The following is an 18,843-nucleotide window of genomic DNA, read 5'->3' on the forward strand; positions in this document are numbered from 1 at the left end:
TAGCAATGTCACAGGTAACAACTATTTTGGATTTTTGGTTTGGTCATCCTAATGACCCAAACTACGGGAAAATTCAACCATTTTGGTTTGAAAAACAACCGAATTTCGATGCTAAAGTCCGCGACCTTTTTCTGGAAGATTACCAACAAGCGGTAGCCGGATATTTGCATGATTGGATGAATTCACCAGAAACCTGTCTAGCTTTAATTCTGTTACTAGATCAATTTCCCCGAAATATGTTTCGTGATACCCCACAAGCCTTTGCAACGGACTGGGAAGCACTGTCATTAGCGCAACACGCCACAAACAAAGGCTATGATAGAAAATTATTGGCTGTGCAACGCTGGTTCATATATTTACCCTTTGAACACAGTGAAGACCCGATTGATCAACGCAAGTGCATTAAGCTATTTCAACAACTTAGTCATGATCCCTACAGTGCAAAAGCGATTGAATCAGCTTTTCGACACAAGGAAATAATTGCCCGATTTGGTCGTTTTCCCCATCGTAACGCCATTTTAGGACGGATCTCTACTCCAGAAGAAGAGGAATTTTTGGAAGAACCTGGTTCTTCATTTTAAGTTGGGGACTGGGTTAATTAACCCCCGCACTCTATGTGGGTTTGAAACTGTTAATTCTCTGTGAGTATGTGTTTCCGTAGCATACAGTAGCCTCCTAAGAAATCTTTGTTTGCATATCTGCCAGTAAACGTTTTAATTTGTCCAGTCACAAAGCATTAAGTCAGGGGGTTATTTCCACAACTCCCTTTTTTAGTGCGCTGCTTTCTATAAATCGTGCTTAATTTTACTAAAAATCTTTTAATCTACGTCTTTAGATAGATGACATGGGTTTGATAAACTTTTAAAATCACTTGGGTTTTGTGTTATTGAATACACTGGATTGTAGTCTAGTTATTCTAGCTACCATTTTTTGTATTTTTGTATCAAAAATTGACAAACAACCCTATTTTTGTGGTATTTTCACCACAAATCAATGTATTACTATCTATCTCAATCTCAATCTCAATATTATTTGGCTCTACCTCTTCTTATGCTAAAAAATTAGCAACAAGTATGACTCTTAGATTTTGGCTAACAACTGTCTGTAGTACAATAGTATCCGTTACTACTTTGTATTTTGGTCTAAATTATTCAAAATTTTGCTTTAAGCAAATGCGCTATCTAAGTGACAAAGAAAAAATTCAGATGGCATTCAATTATCAAAACAATAGGGAACGTATCCCAATAGAAACCGTAGATAAAGGAACTCAGTATTATAGGCAAATTAGGTACGATAATTTTGAGGAATTTATCCAAAAAAATCCGAATTGCTGCCAAGTAAATCCTGGGGGAGGATATGACCTTCCACCGGCTAATTTTTTAGATCGCATCACTGGATATAATTCTGGTGATGCCATAGTTCTTAATTTTGAAGTCCGTTATCTGGATGATAAAGGTAGTCAAAAATCAAAAATAATTAAGTTTGAAAATGCACCACAAAATTGTGGTGCAATCCGATGGTAAAACGTAAAATGTAAAATTAATAATGGAGGGTCATCATGGCAAATTTAACACCAGCAGAAATTACCAATTTGTATTTGTATGGAACTAAATCAACTCCTAGTAATCTTGTTGATGATAAACTGATTCGTCCTGCAACACTACCTGTGCCAACTTCAGTTGAAGTAGACAAAAATGATTTTATGAAAAGAGTTGGCAGGTTTGCAGTAGGAGCGCAGTTTGAGCTTGTAAAAAAATTTTTCGATCCAGGTTTTTTCGATCCGACAATCCCTACTGGAACTTATACTAAGCAACAGTTAGCAGCTAAATTTGGGATAACGAACTTTGGATGGGACATGGGGCATACTGATTATCAAGATAATGTTGATGATTATGCAGAGCGAGTTTATATATGGAACTCTCAATCATTTCAGATTTCCGATGATGCAGTATTTATTGTTGAACCAGATGGAAAAAAACGAATAGAGAAATTTTCAATTGAACCACGTATAGTTGATTATCAAGAAAATTTTGATTTTGTAGGAGGAGGGATAATTGCAGCCATAGGTAATCCTTATCTTCAAGAGCGTGTTGATCCGTCAAATATTGGTCGAACAGTAAATATTAATTTTACGGGTTCTCTCACTGGGGTTTTATATGATAAAACTGCATTCGACAATGATCTGGCAAAAATGTCATCTTGGGGGAGTTTAAATATTTTTAAGCTGAAACCAGATATGGATACATTGTTAGCGAATTTATTTACAGGAGGTGTTACCAAATTTCTTGACGGGAATAAACCCATCATGTATGGACAACCAGGAAATGATTTACTGATTAGCCCTGCCTATCTACAATATTATCCAACCCTAATTTCATATAAAGATAATGGTGTAGTTATTCTTGGTGGAACGGGATCAGATAATATCTTCGGAGCTCAATACAATGATAAGCTACTTGGTGGAAAGGGTGAAGATTGGCTAAGAGGCAATGATGGTAATGATTCCCTTAGTGGTGGAGCAGGGAACGATACTATTGATGGAGGAGATGGAAAAGACGAATCCAGGTATCAAGGTGCTAGGTCTGATTATGATATCGAGTTTCTGTCCAACAAATCTGTCAAAATTACTGACAAAGTGAGCGATAGAGACGGCTCTGACACTCTTACAAACATTGAAACCGCAATCTTTTCCGATAAATCAGTTGACCTCAGACCAGGGCAAGATTCAGTTGACCTCAGACCAGGGCAAGATATCGCCTTTGTCATTGATACGACTGGCAGTATGTTTGATGATATTGATGCGGTTAAAGCCAGTGCAGGCGACATTATCAACTCCATCTTTGATAGCTTTCTTAACTCTCGGATCGCCGTAGTTGGTTATAACGATCCCACTACAAATACCTTTCTTTCCTTCACAGATCAGCCGAAAATCGAAGATCGCAAAACCGCAGCCCTCCAAGCCATCAACAGCATCTCAGTTGGTGGTGGTGGTGACTTTCCCGAAGTTGTTAATGCTGGACTCATTCGCGCCTTATCTGGCGGTGCAGGTGAATGGCGAAAAGAAGCAAATGCAAGACGGATCATCCTATTTGGTGATGCACCAGCTAAAGATACCGACCTTTTTGATCAAGTCGTTCAACTAGCTGCAAATCTTGATGTATCAGTTTCTGCAAGGTCTTTGCTTGCCAGTGATGTCCAAACCACTAACCCCACAGACGGACTCTCTGTTACCAGTTTCTCTGTATTATCTGCCGATGCTACAGGCTCTCCAATCATCGTTCCAGTCGAAATTTTCAGTGTTCTTATTGGGAATGATCCATCAGCAGCGGCCGATTTTACAAAACTTGCCAATGCAACCGGTGGCAAAAACTTTCAGGCGGCGGATGCTTCACAAGTGGTTTCTGTCTTGATTGATGCGCTCAAACAATCTGCTCAAGCCCCTATTGCCATTGCAGACACCACTAACACCACCTCGTCAACTTCTGTTGAAATTAACGTATTAAGCAACGACAGTGATCCTAATGATGACTCTCTAACGATTACTAAAATCAACAATAGCGATATCTCCTTGGGCGATAAGGTGACTTTATCATCAGGAGCTATTGTTAGCCTCACTGACGCAGGAACTCTTGCTTATGATCCTAATGGACAGTTTGATTTGTTAGCACCCGAAGCAACAGATTTTGATACTTTTGAATATACTGTTGGTGACGGTAATGGGAATTTCGACACCGCAACAGTAACCGTTGACATCACTGGATCTTTACAACGTACCCTTAGCCTCGGCAAAATTGCTGATGACATCTTTACAATTTCTGGTAACACACCAAAACTTCAAGTCAACCTCGCAGGACGTAATTCTAATCTAGTCAATGAACTGGGTGTATTTACAGTTGACGATGCCCAAGGGAAAATAAATGGCATTGCTCCAGGGGAAACAGGTTATACCCAAGCAGCTTTGAACAAATCAAAAGTGATTTTCTCAACTATTGCTAATGTCCCCAATGGATTTGATATCAACAACCTTACAAGCCTAATAGAATTTGAATCGGGCAATAACCTGAGATTCTTATTAGTGAAAAACGGTACAATTGATAGCGTCCAAAATGGAATTACCCCCACTTCAGACATACTTTTCTCTGACCTCTCCCGCCAAAAAATTACCGACTTAGGTACTGATGGTTTCTCCTTAGCTTGGAAAGATGGATCTAATAATAATACTGACTTCAAAGATTTGGTAGTTAATATTAAATCCACCGACGACTCATTACCTTTGGGTACAAATCTACAAGGAAAGCAACAAGGAGAAGTTCTTGATTTAAGAGGTATAACCCAAGATGTAAAGGCTGATTTTACTGTTAATAGAGAAGCTGCTTTTAACAACTTCGTCGGCTTTTATAAAGTAGCAGATGAAAATGGTGGCATTGATGTTGATGGCAATGGTACAGTTGATTTCCGTCCTGGTGAAGCAGGTTATGCTCAAGCAGCTATAAAGAGTCGTGTAGCGGGAATTGACCTCAGAGTTGATAACCAAGTAACTGCCTCTTTCACAGATAAAATATTGACAGGAGGAAGTATTTTTGCACCGTTTATTCTTACTAATGGTCGGACAGTAGATCAAGTTCTGAATGGACAAGTTGACCAAGCTTACTTTGCCTATTTAGGAGCTAATAGTGATAAGGTAGATCACATTCGTTTGTTAGGAAATAACGTCTTTGGTTTTGAAGATTTAGCAGGTGGGGGAGATAAGGATTACAATGATATTATTGTCAAAGTAAATTTGACTGTCGTTTAGCGGGTAGGGGTTTAGTACTGCTTAATGGTGTCAACTTAACGTAAAACCCATATCCCGACTGGGAATGAATTCCCAGTCTAATAGCAAAAGTCATCTAAAGATGACTAAATAACCCAAAAATTTTTGAGTAAACTTTAGTTTACTTTGGCTATTAGCCCGGAAATTCATTTCTGGGCGGGTGTGGAAGCAAACAGATAAGCCATTTTTAACTTAAGTTGACACCTATTAGCACTGCTAAACCCCTACGCTTGTACTACAGGTTGGGATATTTTCTTCATTAGAAGTTTCTGTCTGAATTGTGGTCTATTTAATCTATCTGCTATTTTTTCTCTAACTAAATTAAACAATTAAATATTGATAATATCTTCATATATTTCTGCCATTTCTAGAATCAAACCAACGGAATCTAAATGTAATTTATCATCACGATTAATCAAAATTTGTATAGTCCAATTTCCTTTTTCATCTTGACGATAAACTTCTATCTTGATTTCATTTTGAGAAATTAAAACATATTCTTTCAAACTTGCTAAACTGCGATAATTTACCAGTTTTTCCCGTCTATCTATAGTTTCTGTACTTGGTGACAGCACTTCGATAATTAAACAAGGGTAATTCAAAAAATAACGGTCTTGATCTTCAGTGTCGCAACTAACGATCGCATCAGGATAGTAAAATATAGTTTTATTATCATTGGCTAAATTTATTTTCACTTTCATGTCTGACATGAAAACATTACAGGAACTACCCCGTAACCCAGAACGTAAAAGCGAGTAAACATTTCCAGATATTATATTATGTTCTTTACTACCTCCAGCCATAGCAAAGACTTCACCAGCAAAATATTCATGACGAATATCGCTAGATTGTTCTAATTCTAGATATTCTTCGACAGTGAAAAAGTAAAGAGGAGATTGCATAATTTTTCCTTTTTTAATAATTCTCAAATTATTGTCAAGTCTTTACCAATTTAGCTAAAGTGCGTTAAAATCCACTCTGGTTAAGAGGATGTTTGAAAAGTTTTGAATGTATAGACTGACCCCTCTCCAAACCTCTCCCCTGCAAGGGGAGAGGCTTTAAAACTCCCATTCCCTTGCAGGGAAGGGGGGTAGGGGGGTTAGGTTTTTGGAGATTACGGGTTTGATATAATACTTTTCAAACAACCTCTAACTCAAAATCAAAAATCATCCTATTTATTTTATGCCAAAGTAGTCGGTTTTAACCGACTTTAGCTTTTAGACAGGGAATTTATTCCCTGGCTTGAAGGGACTCTCAAATCTAACCTGTAAACACTTCTGCGGGTAAGCGATTAAAGGCAAGACGCTCATTTTGGACATCTACAAAAATGGTGTCACCGTCGCTAAAATCACCGCGTAAAATGGCTTTGGCTATTTGGGTTTCTAATTCTCTTTGAATTGCTCGTTTTAATGGTCTTGCCCCAAAAACGGGATCATACCCGACTTCGGCTAAAAAGTCAAGGGCAGAACTAGATAATTTCAAAGATATTTTCCGGTCAGTTAATCTTTGTTTTAACCTATCTACTTGTAACTGAACAATATTCCGCAATTCCGATTTTTGTAAACTGTGGAAAATAATCAATTCATCCAAACGGTTTAAGAATTCTGGCCGGAAACTACTTCGCATTGCTTCCATCACACGATTACGCATTTCATCGTAACGAGTATCATCTCCAGATATATCTAGGATATATTGAGAACCGATGTTACTGGTCATGATGATAATACTATTTTTAAAGTCTACTGTGCGACCTTGGGCATCTGTCACCCTACCATCATCAAGGATTTGCAGGAAAATATTAAATACGTCGGGGTGGGCTTTTTCGATTTCGTCAAATAAAATCACTGCGTAGGGACGACGACGAATGGCTTCGGTTAATTGTCCTCCTTCTTCATAACCGACATAGCCAGGAGGCGCACCGATTAAACGGGAAACATTATGTTTGTCCATATATTCGGACATATCAATCCGCACCAAAGCTTCCTCTGTATCAAACATATAAGCAGCTAGGGCTTTCGCTAGTTCGGTTTTACCGACACCAGTTGGACCGAGGAAGACAAAACTCGCAATGGGACGGTTGGGGTCAGAAAGTCCAGCGCGAGAACGTTGAATGGCATCTGCGACAGCGGTAACGGCTTCATGTTGACCGACAACCCGGTGATGTAATTCATCTTCTAAATGCAGGAGTTTTTCTTTTTCTGATTCGACTAATTTATTCAGGGGAATGCCTGTCCATTTAGAAATGATTTCGGCAATATCGGCTTCTGTAACTTCTTCGCGTAATAGTGATTTTCCGGTTTTTTGAGTTTGGGAAAGTTCAGTTTCTACGGCTTGTAATTGCCGATGTAAGTCTGTTAATTTGCCATATTTTAATTCCGCAGCCCGGTTAAGATCGTAGTCTCTTTCGGTTTGTTGAATTTCTAAATTAACTCGGTCAATTTCTTCTTTAATTGATTGAATTTTGGTGATAATCCCTTTTTCGGATTGCCATTGTGTGCTAAGGGTTCTTTGATCTTCTTTGAGGTCAGCGAGTTCTTTTTCTAATCTTTCTAAACGTTCACGGGAAGCAGGATCACTTTCTTTTTGTAAAGAGAGTTTTTCCATTTCTAATTGCAGGATTTTCCGATCTATTTCGTCCAGTTCTTCGGGTTTGGAGGTAATCTCCATTTTGAGTCTAGCAGCGGCTTCATCTACTAAATCAATGGCTTTATCGGGCAGAAAGCGATCGCTAATATAACGATTAGAGAGAGTGGCCGCAGCGACGAGAGAACTATCAGAAATTCTCACCCCGTGATGGACTTCATAACGTTCTTTCAAACCGCGTAAAATGGAAATTGTATCTTGAACGTTGGGCTGATCTACATAAACTTGTTGAAAGCGTCTTTCTAAAGCGGCATCTTTTTCCAAATATTTGCGGTATTCATCCAAAGTCGTCGCCCCAATACAGCGTAATTCACCTCGTGCTAACATTGGTTTTAATAAATTTCCCGCATCCATAGCTCCTTGGCTTGCACCTGCACCGACAACGGTATGAATTTCATCAATAAACAATACAATATTCCCACCAGATTCGGTGACTTCTTTTAATACGGCTTTGAGACGTTCTTCAAATTCACCTCGGAATTTTGCTCCCGCAATTAAAGCCCCCATATCTAAACTAATGAGTTTACGATCTTTGAGAGATTGGGGAACATCACCCGCTACAATGCGCTGTGCCAAACCTTCCGCAATTGCCGTTTTCCCTACGCCAGGTTCACCAATTAAAACCGGGTTATTTTTGGTTCTGCGGGAGAGAATTTGTACTGTCCGTCTAATTTCATCATCACGACCGATTACGGGGTCTAATTGACCTTTGCGAGCGGCTTCTGTGAGATCACGTCCATACTTCTCCAGTGATTGATATTTACCTTCTGGATTTTGGTCAGTCACTTTTTGTTTCCCCCGAATTTCTTTAATAATATTTTTGAGTTTGGTTTCATCTAAACCGAATTCTTGCAGTAAACTCTTGCCAAACCGATCATCTTTGGCGTAAGCTAACAGCAAATGTTCAATAGAAATAAATTCGTCTTTAAATTCTTGACGATATTTTTCTGCCCGATCTAATAATGTATCTAAGCTGCGTCCTAAATAAACAGAAGCACTAGTCCCCGATACTTTGGGTTGACGTTGGATAAATTGCTCCGTGCGATCTCGAACTTTTTGCAAATTTGTACCAGCTTTGGTGAAAATCGCGCTGGCCAGTCCTTCCTGTTCCAGCAACCCTTTCATCAGATGTTCACTTTCTAGCTGCTGTTGCTGATACTGTTTAGCGACATCGGGCGTATGAGCGATCGCTTCCCAGGCTTTTTCTGTAAATTGATCAGGGTTGGTCGGCTGCATAAACTTTTAGAATAACAAACTACTGTCTAATACGATCATTGTAAAAATATCTGGGCTAATAGCTAGATCGGTCTTCACGTCTTTAATATGTAGTATTATTGCCCAATCTCAGATAACTGTTGCTGTATTCCGTTCTATAAAACTTACTGTGACTTACATCTTCTGGGCGACAGGCTTTAATTTAAAATTAATGTCAAACATGAATAAGTAGCCAAAACCGTATATTTATTTAAATACAATAATTAATATCTAATCTAAATTTTACGTAAATACTTAGTAGGGGTTTAGCATTGTGCTAAACTCCCACACTCGATGCTTAATTATTGATTTTTTGGATGTAGTCTGATCTCTAGCGGAAATATTTAAAGTTTTTCGGACCTGTATAACCAGTGATCTTTCCTAATTCCTCTAGAGTCTGCACTCCGCTATAGATTTTACCATTAATAACCCAACTTGGGAAACCTTCGATTTTTGCAGCTTTACATAATTCTGGTTTACCTTTGGGACTATCACCAGCACATTCTACTGTAGAACTTTCACTAATGATTGTATAAGCTTCTTTGCCAAAAAGTAGCTTCTGTTCGTGACAGTGTGGACACCAATAAGCTACATATTCCTTAGCACCAACTTTAACAAGATGTTGAGCTAAAGCAATCTCCGCTTCACCAGATTTAGTGGTAATTTCCCAGCCAAATTGAGGATTTGGTTGTTCTTTAGGAGTAAAGGTAATTGCTGTGGGTTTACCATCAGTTGATTCAGTAATATTACCTGATGGGCTGACTTGAGAATAAACTCCTAAAGTCCCAATTAGCGTTACCATTGCCACAATCAAAGCCGTAAATAAAAGTTGTCCAATATCTTCCCAATCCTTACCTGTAACAGTTAACACTAACATGGTTAATGCAAATAAGGCAGAGGCAATACAGTAAGGACAAATAGCTTTGAGTTGAAATGCCAGGACATACATTAAGTATCCACTAAAAACTGACATAGCGATCGCTCCCACAAACAGCAACCACCAAGTCAAATTTTCCAGTTGTTTCTGACTTTTGTGATTTTCCCCTGTGTTCAAGGCTAAGGGAGCTAAAGCGAATATCAACATCCCAATGTATGCCAACAAACCAAACAAAGGTAATGGTTGACCTAAAAACGTAGCCCAAGGACTAGAAAGGACATCCACACAACCCTTAACATTTTCTGCTGTAGTACAAACCGGAGTGCTGCCGGTCAGCTTTTCAAAAGTGAGATAACCTGTATTCAGGATACCAAATCCAGCGATGGTTGCGATCGCCGGACGTGACCATTTATGAATCCAAGGAGTAGAACGACGACGAATCATAATATTGGTGATTGGGGACTGGGGACTGGGGACTGGGGAAGAGAGTCTAAAGATCCTCATAATCATCTAAATCACTGAAATCAAAAGAATCATAGTTTAGACAATTTCTAATCACTGAAATCAAAAGAATCATAGTTTAGACAATTTCTAATCACTGAAATCAAAAGAATCATAGTTTAGACAATAGAGGTCTGCGGGCAGCTTCGACAAATTGACTGACGCGAATCGGATCTATCGGTTGCTGAATTTGACCATAACGTTTCAGAGAACTGGAAACAATCACCCCGTCTGCGGCTTGTAACAAAGTACCCACATTTTCCCAACTTGCACCACTACCAATAAAAACAGGAGTACCAGCAGCAGCATTACTAGCCAGTTCCAAATCCTCTTGGTCAGGAGGACTACCAGTAGCCCAACCAGATAAAATTACCGCATCAGCCAAACCTCGTTCAATAGTATCCTTAACAGCAACAGTGAGATGAGGAGAACTTAAAGGACGAGCGTGTTTTACCAAAACATCAGCAAAAATTTTCACATCAGATCCTAATTCTCGCCGATATCGCAGTAATTGATGAGCTTCCCCCTCAATTAATCCTTGGTCAGTTGCCATCACACCCGTGAGAACATTAATTCTGACAAACTGGGCATTAACGCAACTAGCAATAGCGATCGCACTTCTGCCATCATTACGTAACACATTTAACCCTATAGGCACAGTTACTAGATTTTGGATGCGTTGAACAACCACAGTCATCGCACTGACAACGGCTGGATCAACTTGATTTTTGGTAAAAGGGGCATCGAAAAAATTCTCAACGATTATCCCATTTACCCCTCCACTAGCAAGGGCTGTGGCTTCTTGTTCGGCACGGTCAATCACTGCTTTGAGACTACCTCCCCAACGGGCTGAAGTCGGAAGAGGTAGCAGATGTACTACGCCAATAATTGGTGTTCGGGTTTTAAATAACTGATGTAAATCCACGGCTTTAATTTATTTTTGACATACTCACCGACATGAAGGTGCGGTGACTCTTGACACTTCGCCAGAACACGCCACAAGTGGTCTTATCGTCCCTCCATGTCCGTTTAAAGTCTCCCAATGCCCTATGGCGACTATGACCAAATTTTAACATAAAGCCGTCCTGGAAGGACGGGGCTTGTGTCCCGTCTTTTCGGTCACAGTCTGGAGTCGTTGCCTATCCCCACTCTCCAGACGAGGGGGTAACAAAATGGCATCAATAAATAGACAGCGAGAATCAAACAAAAAAATGTAGATTCCCTGGGCATTGCCGCCGGATGTCTTCTTGTACTAATATAAATTGCTTTCGGGAACACCGAAACAGATCAGAAATAGTAATTTCACCAATTATCTATTTCCTTGTCTAAACTAGATATAGCAGGTGGCAGTAAAAATTTCACGAATTTGGAGCGTAGATCCTCACCAGTTTTTTTATGGTCAGGTTGTTGCCTCCTCCTCAAGATGGAAATTAAATTTCAACCTTCCATAAGATATGTTAAGATAGAATCTGATAACAAGAGGAGTTTGCCACTCACAAGATGTAAGGCAGCTTCCCGGCATTTAATTGCAAGTGTCCGAGTAGCATTACTGCTTGATAGGCGTAGTCGCCAGTGCGATTTCCCCAGTTGGGTAGCGGCTTCTCACAACAGACCTCTTGGTCGGCTTCCCAACGGGTAAATTAACAACGCCCACGCTACGGTAATGCAAAATACCATTAAGCGAATTGTTAAAAATATTATGAGTGTCAAACTTACCCAAAGACACTTAAGATTACCCTGGGAAACAAATTAGTAGAAGTATCATGGACTAGCCTCTATCAACATGATAGATGAAGGCTGTAATTTGGCTTTTACTAGTTAAAGTTGCTAGTTATATAGGTTAAATCTGGTAATTAGTAGCGGGTAGTTGGGTGGAAATTATAGCAAAATTCACCGAGTGAGTTATTAGGTAGGGCTTTGGCACTGCTAAACCCGTATTGATTAGTTTACTTGTGATCTGCTGTATTTATTCCCGACCCAATGCTTAAATGTTAATTAACAAGGAAAAACGGAAGACTTATTGAAAATATGGGTGAAAAGCCAACGATTGCCATTTCTCACCTGGGCTGCGAGAAGAATCGGATTGATACAGAACATATGCTAGGGCTGCTAGTAAATGCAGGCTATGGTGTAGATAGTAACGAAGAATTAGCAGATTACGTAATTGTCAATACCTGTAGTTTTATCGAAGCGGCTCGACAAGAATCAGTAAAAACCCTAGTAGAACTAGCGGAAGCCAAGAAAAAAATCGTCATTACTGGCTGCATGGCGCAACACTTTCAAGAGCAATTATTGGAAGAATTGCCGGAAGCAGTAGCGGTAGTAGGGACAGGCGATTATCACAAAATCGTTGATGTCATCGAGCGAGTAGAACAGGGAGAGCGAGTTAAAGAAATTACTGCTGAACCCACTTATATAGCCGACGAAACCACACCCCGTTATCGGACAACCACTGAAGGAGTAGCTTACCTGCGAGTGGCAGAAGGCTGTGATTATCGGTGTGCATTTTGCATTATTCCCCATTTGCGAGGAAATCAGCGATCGCGTACCATTGAATCAATAGTTGCCGAAGCCCAACAACTGGCAAGTCAAGGTGTCAAAGAAATAATTCTCATTTCCCAAATCACCACCAATTACGGCTTAGATATTTACGGCAAACCCAAATTAGCCGAATTGCTGCGGGCATTAGGCAAAGTAGATATACCTTGGATTAGGATGCACTACGCCTATCCCACCGGATTAACAGCGGATGTGATTGCAGCTATTCAAGAAACTGCCAACGTTTTGCCATATTTGGACTTGCCACTGCAACATTCCCATCCAGAAATTCTCCGGGCTATGAATCGTCCCTGGCAAGGACAGATCAATGATGGGATTATGGAACGGCTGAAAATTGCCCTACCATCAGCAGTGTTCAGAACCACATTTATAGTTGGTTTTCCTGGAGAAACTCAAGAGCATTTTCAACATTTATTAGAGTTTACCCAACGACATAAATTTGATCATGTTGGTGTTTTTACTTTCTCACCAGAAGAAGGAACTCCTGCCTACAATCTACCCAATCAAATTCCAGCGGCAGTGATGACGGAACGCCGTAATCGCCTAATGGAATTACAACAGCCAATTTCTTTCCAGAAAAATCAACAGGAAGTCGGCAAGATAGTTGATGTCCTGATTGAACAGGAAAATCCCCAAGGTGGAGAATTAATCGGTCGTTCCGGCAGATTTTCTCCCGAAGTTGATGGTCAAGTCTATGTTAAAGGAGAGGCTAGGCTAGGAACCATCGTCAAAGTAGCAATTCAAAGTGCCGATGCCTATGACCTCTATGGTCAAGTTATCAATAGTGATAGATTATCTTCCCATCTGCTATCTGCTGTTGTATAAGACTTAATTTACAAATAAGTATCGGTTTACCAGTCCCAAATTTACAATCAAATCTAGGAGCGTTAATGAATTTATCATTTCAAGAATTAGGCATTTCCCCAGAACGGGCTACATTGTTAGAAGGCATGGGTTTTACTGAACCTACAAATATTCAAACCCAAGCAATTCCTCAACTATTAAATGGTCGGGATGTAGTTGGTCAATCGCAAACAGGAACAGGTAAAACCGCGGCTTTTTCTCTACCAATTTTAGAGCGGTTAGATGAGAACCTCAAAGCTGTACAAGCAATAGTTTTAACCCCAACTCGTGAATTAGCAATTCAAGTTCATGCGGCTGTTTCCCAATTTATTGGTAACAGTTACTTGAAAGCAGCGGCTATTTATGGTGGTCAATCAATTGATCGTCAAATTATGCAACTCAGACGTGGGGCGCAAATCGTTGTCGGGACACCAGGACGGGTCATAGACTTACTAGATCGTGGTAACTTGAAGCTAGATCAAGTCAAATGGTTTGTCTTAGATGAAGCTGATGAAATGTTAAGCATGGGCTTCATTGACGATGTGGAAAGAATTCTTTCCCAAGCCCCCAATGAACGCCAAACAGCATTATTTTCCGCGACAATGCCACCATCAATTCGGATGTTGGTAAATAAATTTTTGAACTCACCGGTGACTGTCACCGTTGAACAACCCAAAGCCGCACCGAATAAAATCAATCAAGTGGCTTACATGATTCCTCGTCATTGGACAAAAGCTAAAGCTTTACAACCAATTCTGGAAATGGAAGATCCAGAAACAGCTTTAATCTTTGTTCGCACCCGGCGTACAGCGGCAGAATTAACCAGTCAATTGCAATCTGCTGGTCATAGTGTGGATGAATATCATGGTGATTTGTCTCAACAAGCGCGGGAACGCCTATTAATCCGTTTCCGTAACCGTCAAGTTCGTTGGGTTGTCGCTACTGATATTGCAGCGCGTGGGTTGGACGTTGACCAACTTTCTCATGTAATCAACTTTGATTTACCTGATAGCGTCGAAACCTATGTTCACCGCATTGGTCGGACTGGTCGGGCTGGAAAAGAAGGAACGGCAATTTCTTTAGTACAATCTTTTGAACGCCGCAAACAACAGGCATTTGAACGCCATAACCGTCAAACTTGGCAAATTCTCTCTATTCCTACCAAGGCGCAGATTGAAGCCCAACATATCCAGAAGTTAAGAGGACAAGTGGCAGAAGCTTTAACTGGGGAACGGTTAGCTTCCTTCTTGCCAATTATCAGCGAAATGATTGAGGAATATGATGCTCATGCGATCGCTGCGGCTGCTTTACAAATCGCTTACGATCAAACCCGTCCTGCTTGGTTAATATCAGGAGTAGACCTGCCCGTAGACGAAAGCCCAACTCCCAAACCCAGAATTAACAAACGTGGTGATGGTGGAGAACGGGAACGTAGTTCTGGTGGTGGTCGCGGTGGCCGTTCCTCTTGGTCAAAAGAAGGTAGAGGTAACGATGAAAGACGTAGCAGCGGTGGCAGTGGCGGTAGTGCTAAACCAAAGTTAAAAATAGCCTACAATGAACCCTCTTCTACTCCTAGCAATCACAAGTTAGGTTTACCTACGGGTAGAGAATAGATGGGATTTGTGATGAGTGCATCACCATGACAACCTGTTAATACGTTGATTTTATAGCCACTTTCACCTACAGGTTGAAACCTGCGGGCTTGAAGGTGGCTTTAAATTTCTGTTATGTGTTGAGAATTGTCGGGGTTTAGCATTATCATCCCCATTCCCACATCAAGAATTGATTTATTTAACCCAGCTTTTTGTTTTTTACGTTTACCCTTCGACAAGCTCAGGGCATCGCCTTTTTTAGCTTTGGCACTCATGTTTTAGTTTGTAGTACCAAGTGATATTAATGGATCTTTACCCATAGAACTAAGCCAAACATCTATCAATCAAATTAATGCAATTCCTAAAGAAAATTTGAGTGATTTTGGTGTGTAGTAGCGAACTATATTCGCCATAAACTTTTCAAATATCCTCTCAAAGCAATATTTTGGAAATGAACACTATTAAAATTTTTATAGGCTGTTTGGGTTTGTGGCTATTCTTAGATATAGCTGCTCATTTGGGTGCGGAAATTTTTTGGTTTCAGGAAGTTGGTTATCTAGAAGTATTTCTACAAAGATTGTTAACTCAGGGGAGTTTATGGTTATTTATTGTGAGTTTGAGTGCCATTTACTTGTTAGGAAATCTCACTTTAGCCCAGAGGTTAAAATATCCGCCTTTTCCTAATTCTAGTCCGATACAGGAAATAAAAATTAGTCGCAAATTAACCACTTTTCTTAGTCCTCAGTATCCCACAAATAATCAATCTTCTCCATGGCATAATTATACCAATAAAATTAAATTGCGATGGCTTTTACCTCTAATCCTAGGATTAATTTTTTTGATGTGTTTAGTGTTAGTACAATATGGAGAAATTGCCCTCTCTGATTGGCCAGGGAAAGTTAATCAATCCAGTTTATCAGTGCCACTGCTATTGCGAGTAGATATAATTTTGCAGTTGGGAAAACAGATAATTTCTCAACCTTTGTATTTAGGATTATTTGGGGGATTTTCCATGGCTATATTAATTTATAGCAAATTCTTCCTCAGAGCGATCGCTATTATTTTTAGTCTCAGTTTGGGCTGGATACTGTCTCAATATTGGTCGAAAATTCTCTTATCTTTTCATCCTATTTCCTTTGATAATTCTGAACCATTATTTGGCAAAGATATCAGTTTTTATATTTTCCATCTCCCGATCTGGGAACTCTTAGGATTTTGGTTAATAGGATTATCTCTATATGGTTTTATTAGCGTTATTCTCACCTATTTATTATCAGCTAATAGCTTCAGAGAAGCTATTTTTCCAGGATTTTCTTCTCCACAAATGCGCCATTTATTTGGCTTATCTGGCTGTTTAATGTTAGTAGTATCTTTAAATTATTGGCTGAGTCGTTATCAACTGCTTTACTCGGTTCGTGGAGTGAGTTATGGAGCTAGTTATACTGATGTTAAAGCCCAATTACCAGCAGATACAATATTATATATTTTATCGGTAGCTATAGCCTTATATTTATTGTGGTTAACTGTATTTTGGCAACAGAAATCCTCACATCATCGCTGGGCAATTTATACATTAGGTATGTATATAACTTTTATATTAATCGGTAATTTTATTTTACCTATGGCTGTACAAAGTTTTATTGTTGAGCCAAATGAATTACAAAAAGAACAACCTTATATAATGCGAAATATTGACCTGACTCGTCAAGCATTTAATTTAGATGTGATTGATTCTCAAATATTTAACCCCACAGGAAAACTCACAGAAGCAGATATTAAAGCTAATGAATTAACAATTAAAAATATTCGGCTTTGGGATCAAGAACCATTATTAAAAACCAATCGTCAATTACAACAAATTCGTCCTTATTATCAATTCCCTGATGCTGATATTGATAGATATTTAATTAAAAATAACGATAATCAAGAAAAACAACAGGTACTAATTGCAGCGAGAGAATTAAATTATCCAGATGTTCCTCTCCCCGCACAAACATGGGTAAACCAAAATATGATTTATACTCATGGTTATGGCTTCACTATGAGTCCAGTTAATACCGTTGCTGCTGCTGGATTACCAGAATATTTTGTCAAAGATATTAGCCAAAATGGTAGCGTCTTAAATACTTCTAATGCCAATATTCGTGCCAGTATTCCCATCGGACAACCCCGAATTTATTATGGAGAAATTAGTAATACTCATGTTATGACTGGGACAAAAGTTAAAGAATTAGATTATCCCAGTGGCAGCGATAATGTTTATAATACCTATGATGGATTAGGTGGTATTCATATCAACTCTCTATGGAAAAGATGGCTATTTTCTATATATTTAAAAGATTGGAAAATGGTATTTACCAGAGATTTTTTGCCAGAAACTAAAGTATTATTACGACGAAATATTAATCAACGAATTCAAACTATTGCCCCTTTTTTAAAATTCGATAGTGATCCTTATTTAGTTGCAGTAGATGCCCATATAGATGGTAAAAATCAACAATTTCCTGGCCAAGAAAATTATCTTTATTGGATAGTTGATGCTTACACCACAAGCGATCGCTATCCTTACTCAGATACAGGTAAAAATAGTATTAACTATATCCGTAATTCCGTCAAAGTCGTAATTGATGCTAACAACGGTACAGTCAGATTTTACATTGCCGATGCTGCCGATCCATTGATTACAGCTTGGTCAAAAATATTTCCCAAAATGTTTCAACCACTGAGGAATTTACCAGTCAATCTCCGCAGTCATCTCCGTTATCCAGTAGATTATTTCAAAATTCAATCTGAACGCTTAATGATCTACCACATGACAGATCCTCAAGTATTTTATAACAGAGAAGATCAATGGCAAATTCCCAATGAAATCTATGACAACGAAAGCCGTAAAGTTGAACCCTACTATTTAATAACCAGTCTCCCCAACGTCTCCTTTGAAGAATTCATCCTCTTACTTCCCTACACACCCAAACAACGCACCAATTTAATCGCTTGGTTAGCAGCACGTTCTGATGGCGAAAATTATGGCAAATTACTATTATATAACTTTCCTAAAGAACGCTTAATTTATGGACAAGAACAAATTGAAGCCAGAATAAATCAAGATCCAGTTATTTCTCAACAAATTTCTCTGTGGAATCGTCAAGGTTCAAGAGTAATTCAAGGTAATCTGTTAATAGTTCCCATTGAGCAATCATTACTATATGTTGAACCAATTTATTTAGAAGCCACACAAAATAGTTTACCAACATTAGTAAGAGTAGTTGTAGCCTATGAAAATCGCATCATCATGGCACCCACCTTAGAACAAGCACTACAAGGAATCTTTCAACCAGAAATTGCACCACCAACAACTATCATTCGTCCCCTGTAGGGGCAATGCCCCCGTGCTTGCCCCAAAACCCTACCAGAACAACCACAGGGGGGTTGCCCCTACGATGCAATTAATGTATCACTGTTCTAGAAATTCAAAAATTTAAAAACCTATTACTAACTGTATTTTTAATATCCACCTACTACTTCAGGTATATATTCACATAATAAAAAACAAAACTATTGACAGAGATAACTAATCTTTACTTTTGCTAAACCTATAATCAGAAGCTATATACAGCTTTACCTAAACAAATCCTAGACTTAAATTAAAAGTTTGAAAATCCAACATCAGTCACAATTCAAACAGACTTTATATTGAGGGGTTTGCCACTTGGTTCTGTCACACTTGTTAATTAAGAACCATTATAGATTATTAAGGAAAA

The 18,843-nt window shown here is 39.1% G+C and carries 11 protein-coding genes; 6 read left to right on the forward strand and 5 right to left on the reverse strand.

Annotated elements, in window-relative coordinates; translation table 11 throughout:
* The first annotated feature begins 5 nt into the window (after positions 1–5).
* From BMF77_RS10740 to BMF77_RS26655, 3 genes are all read left to right on the forward strand, one after another.
* On the forward strand, positions 6–581 hold the full coding sequence (locus BMF77_RS10740) for a DUF924 family protein (RefSeq protein WP_148762729.1): 576 nt from the start codon (positions 6–8) through the stop codon (positions 579–581).
* 369 nt (positions 582–950) lie between these two features.
* Positions 951–1,523 (forward strand): hypothetical protein, encoded by a 573-nt coding sequence (locus tag BMF77_RS10745; RefSeq protein WP_148762731.1) that lies wholly within the window; start codon positions 951–953, stop codon positions 1,521–1,523.
* Between the two features lie 35 nt (positions 1,524–1,558).
* Positions 1,559–4,795, forward strand: a complete 3,237-nt coding sequence (locus BMF77_RS26655) for a DUF4114 domain-containing protein (RefSeq protein WP_168204427.1) — start codon at positions 1,559–1,561, stop codon at positions 4,793–4,795.
* 347 nt (positions 4,796–5,142) lie between these two features.
* Here BMF77_RS26655 and BMF77_RS10755 read toward each other — a convergent pair whose 3' ends face one another.
* The 4 genes from BMF77_RS10755 to btpA all read right to left on the reverse strand — a co-directional run bounded on the left by BMF77_RS10755 (position 5,143) and on the right by btpA (position 11,013).
* Complete coding sequence (locus tag BMF77_RS10755; RefSeq protein WP_148762733.1) at positions 5,143–5,715, reverse strand: Uma2 family endonuclease; 573 nt, start codon at positions 5,713–5,715, stop codon at positions 5,143–5,145.
* 358 nt (positions 5,716–6,073) lie between these two features.
* Entirely contained in the window at positions 6,074–8,692 is a 2,619-nt protein-coding gene (gene clpB / locus BMF77_RS10760; RefSeq protein WP_148762735.1) for an ATP-dependent chaperone ClpB, read from the reverse strand.
* A gap of 349 nt (positions 8,693–9,041) precedes the next feature.
* Entirely contained in the window at positions 9,042–10,031 is a 990-nt protein-coding gene (locus BMF77_RS10765) for a vitamin K epoxide reductase family protein (protein WP_148762737.1), read from the reverse strand.
* A gap of 169 nt (positions 10,032–10,200) precedes the next feature.
* Complete coding sequence (btpA, locus tag BMF77_RS10770; RefSeq protein ID WP_015081161.1) at positions 10,201–11,013, reverse strand: photosystem I biogenesis protein BtpA; 813 nt, start codon at positions 11,011–11,013, stop codon at positions 10,201–10,203.
* 1,103 nt (positions 11,014–12,116) lie between these two features.
* On the opposite strand from btpA, the gene rimO reads away from it, so the two are divergent.
* Complete coding sequence (gene rimO / locus BMF77_RS10775) at positions 12,117–13,472, forward strand: 30S ribosomal protein S12 methylthiotransferase RimO (protein WP_015081160.1); 1,356 nt, start codon at positions 12,117–12,119, stop codon at positions 13,470–13,472.
* A 65-nt stretch (positions 13,473–13,537) separates the two neighbouring features.
* Entirely contained in the window at positions 13,538–15,103 is a 1,566-nt protein-coding gene (locus BMF77_RS10780) for a DEAD/DEAH box helicase (RefSeq protein WP_148762739.1), read from the forward strand.
* A gap of 101 nt (positions 15,104–15,204) precedes the next feature.
* Here BMF77_RS10780 and BMF77_RS26660 read toward each other — a convergent pair whose 3' ends face one another.
* Positions 15,205–15,357: a hypothetical protein gene (locus BMF77_RS26660; protein ID WP_168204353.1), complete on the reverse strand. Its 153-nt coding sequence runs from the start codon at positions 15,355–15,357 to the stop codon at positions 15,205–15,207.
* Between the two features lie 176 nt (positions 15,358–15,533).
* Between BMF77_RS26660 and BMF77_RS10785 the strand changes: the two genes are divergently transcribed.
* Positions 15,534–18,458, forward strand: a complete 2,925-nt coding sequence (locus tag BMF77_RS10785; RefSeq protein ID WP_148762741.1) for a UPF0182 family protein — start codon at positions 15,534–15,536, stop codon at positions 18,456–18,458.
* Positions 18,459–18,843 lie beyond the last annotated feature (385 nt).

It is taken from the genome of Dolichospermum sp. UHCC 0315A, from assembly GCF_008121535.1.
GTDB classification, from domain to species: Bacteria; Cyanobacteriota; Cyanobacteriia; order Cyanobacteriales; family Nostocaceae; genus Dolichospermum; species Dolichospermum lemmermannii.

Coding starts and splice junctions, on each gene's coding strand:
- BMF77_RS10740 (WP_148762729.1), top strand. CDS start 6: ATGTCACAGGTAACAACTATTTTGGATTTTTGGTTTGGTCATCCTAAT.
- BMF77_RS26655 (WP_168204427.1), top strand. CDS start 1,559: ATGGCAAATTTAACACCAGCAGAAATTACCAATTTGTATTTGTATGGA.
- BMF77_RS10755 (WP_148762733.1), bottom strand. CDS start 5,715: ATGCAATCTCCTCTTTACTTTTTCACTGTCGAAGAATATCTAGAATTA.
- clpB (WP_148762735.1), bottom strand. CDS start 8,692: ATGCAGCCGACCAACCCTGATCAATTTACAGAAAAAGCCTGGGAAGCG.
- BMF77_RS10765 (WP_148762737.1), bottom strand. CDS start 10,031: ATGATTCGTCGTCGTTCTACTCCTTGGATTCATAAATGGTCACGTCCG.
- rimO (WP_015081160.1), top strand. CDS start 12,117: ATGGGTGAAAAGCCAACGATTGCCATTTCTCACCTGGGCTGCGAGAAG.
- BMF77_RS10780 (WP_148762739.1), top strand. CDS start 13,538: ATGAATTTATCATTTCAAGAATTAGGCATTTCCCCAGAACGGGCTACA.
- BMF77_RS26660 (WP_168204353.1), bottom strand. CDS start 15,357: ATGAGTGCCAAAGCTAAAAAAGGCGATGCCCTGAGCTTGTCGAAGGGT.
- BMF77_RS10785 (WP_148762741.1), top strand. CDS start 15,534: ATGAACACTATTAAAATTTTTATAGGCTGTTTGGGTTTGTGGCTATTC.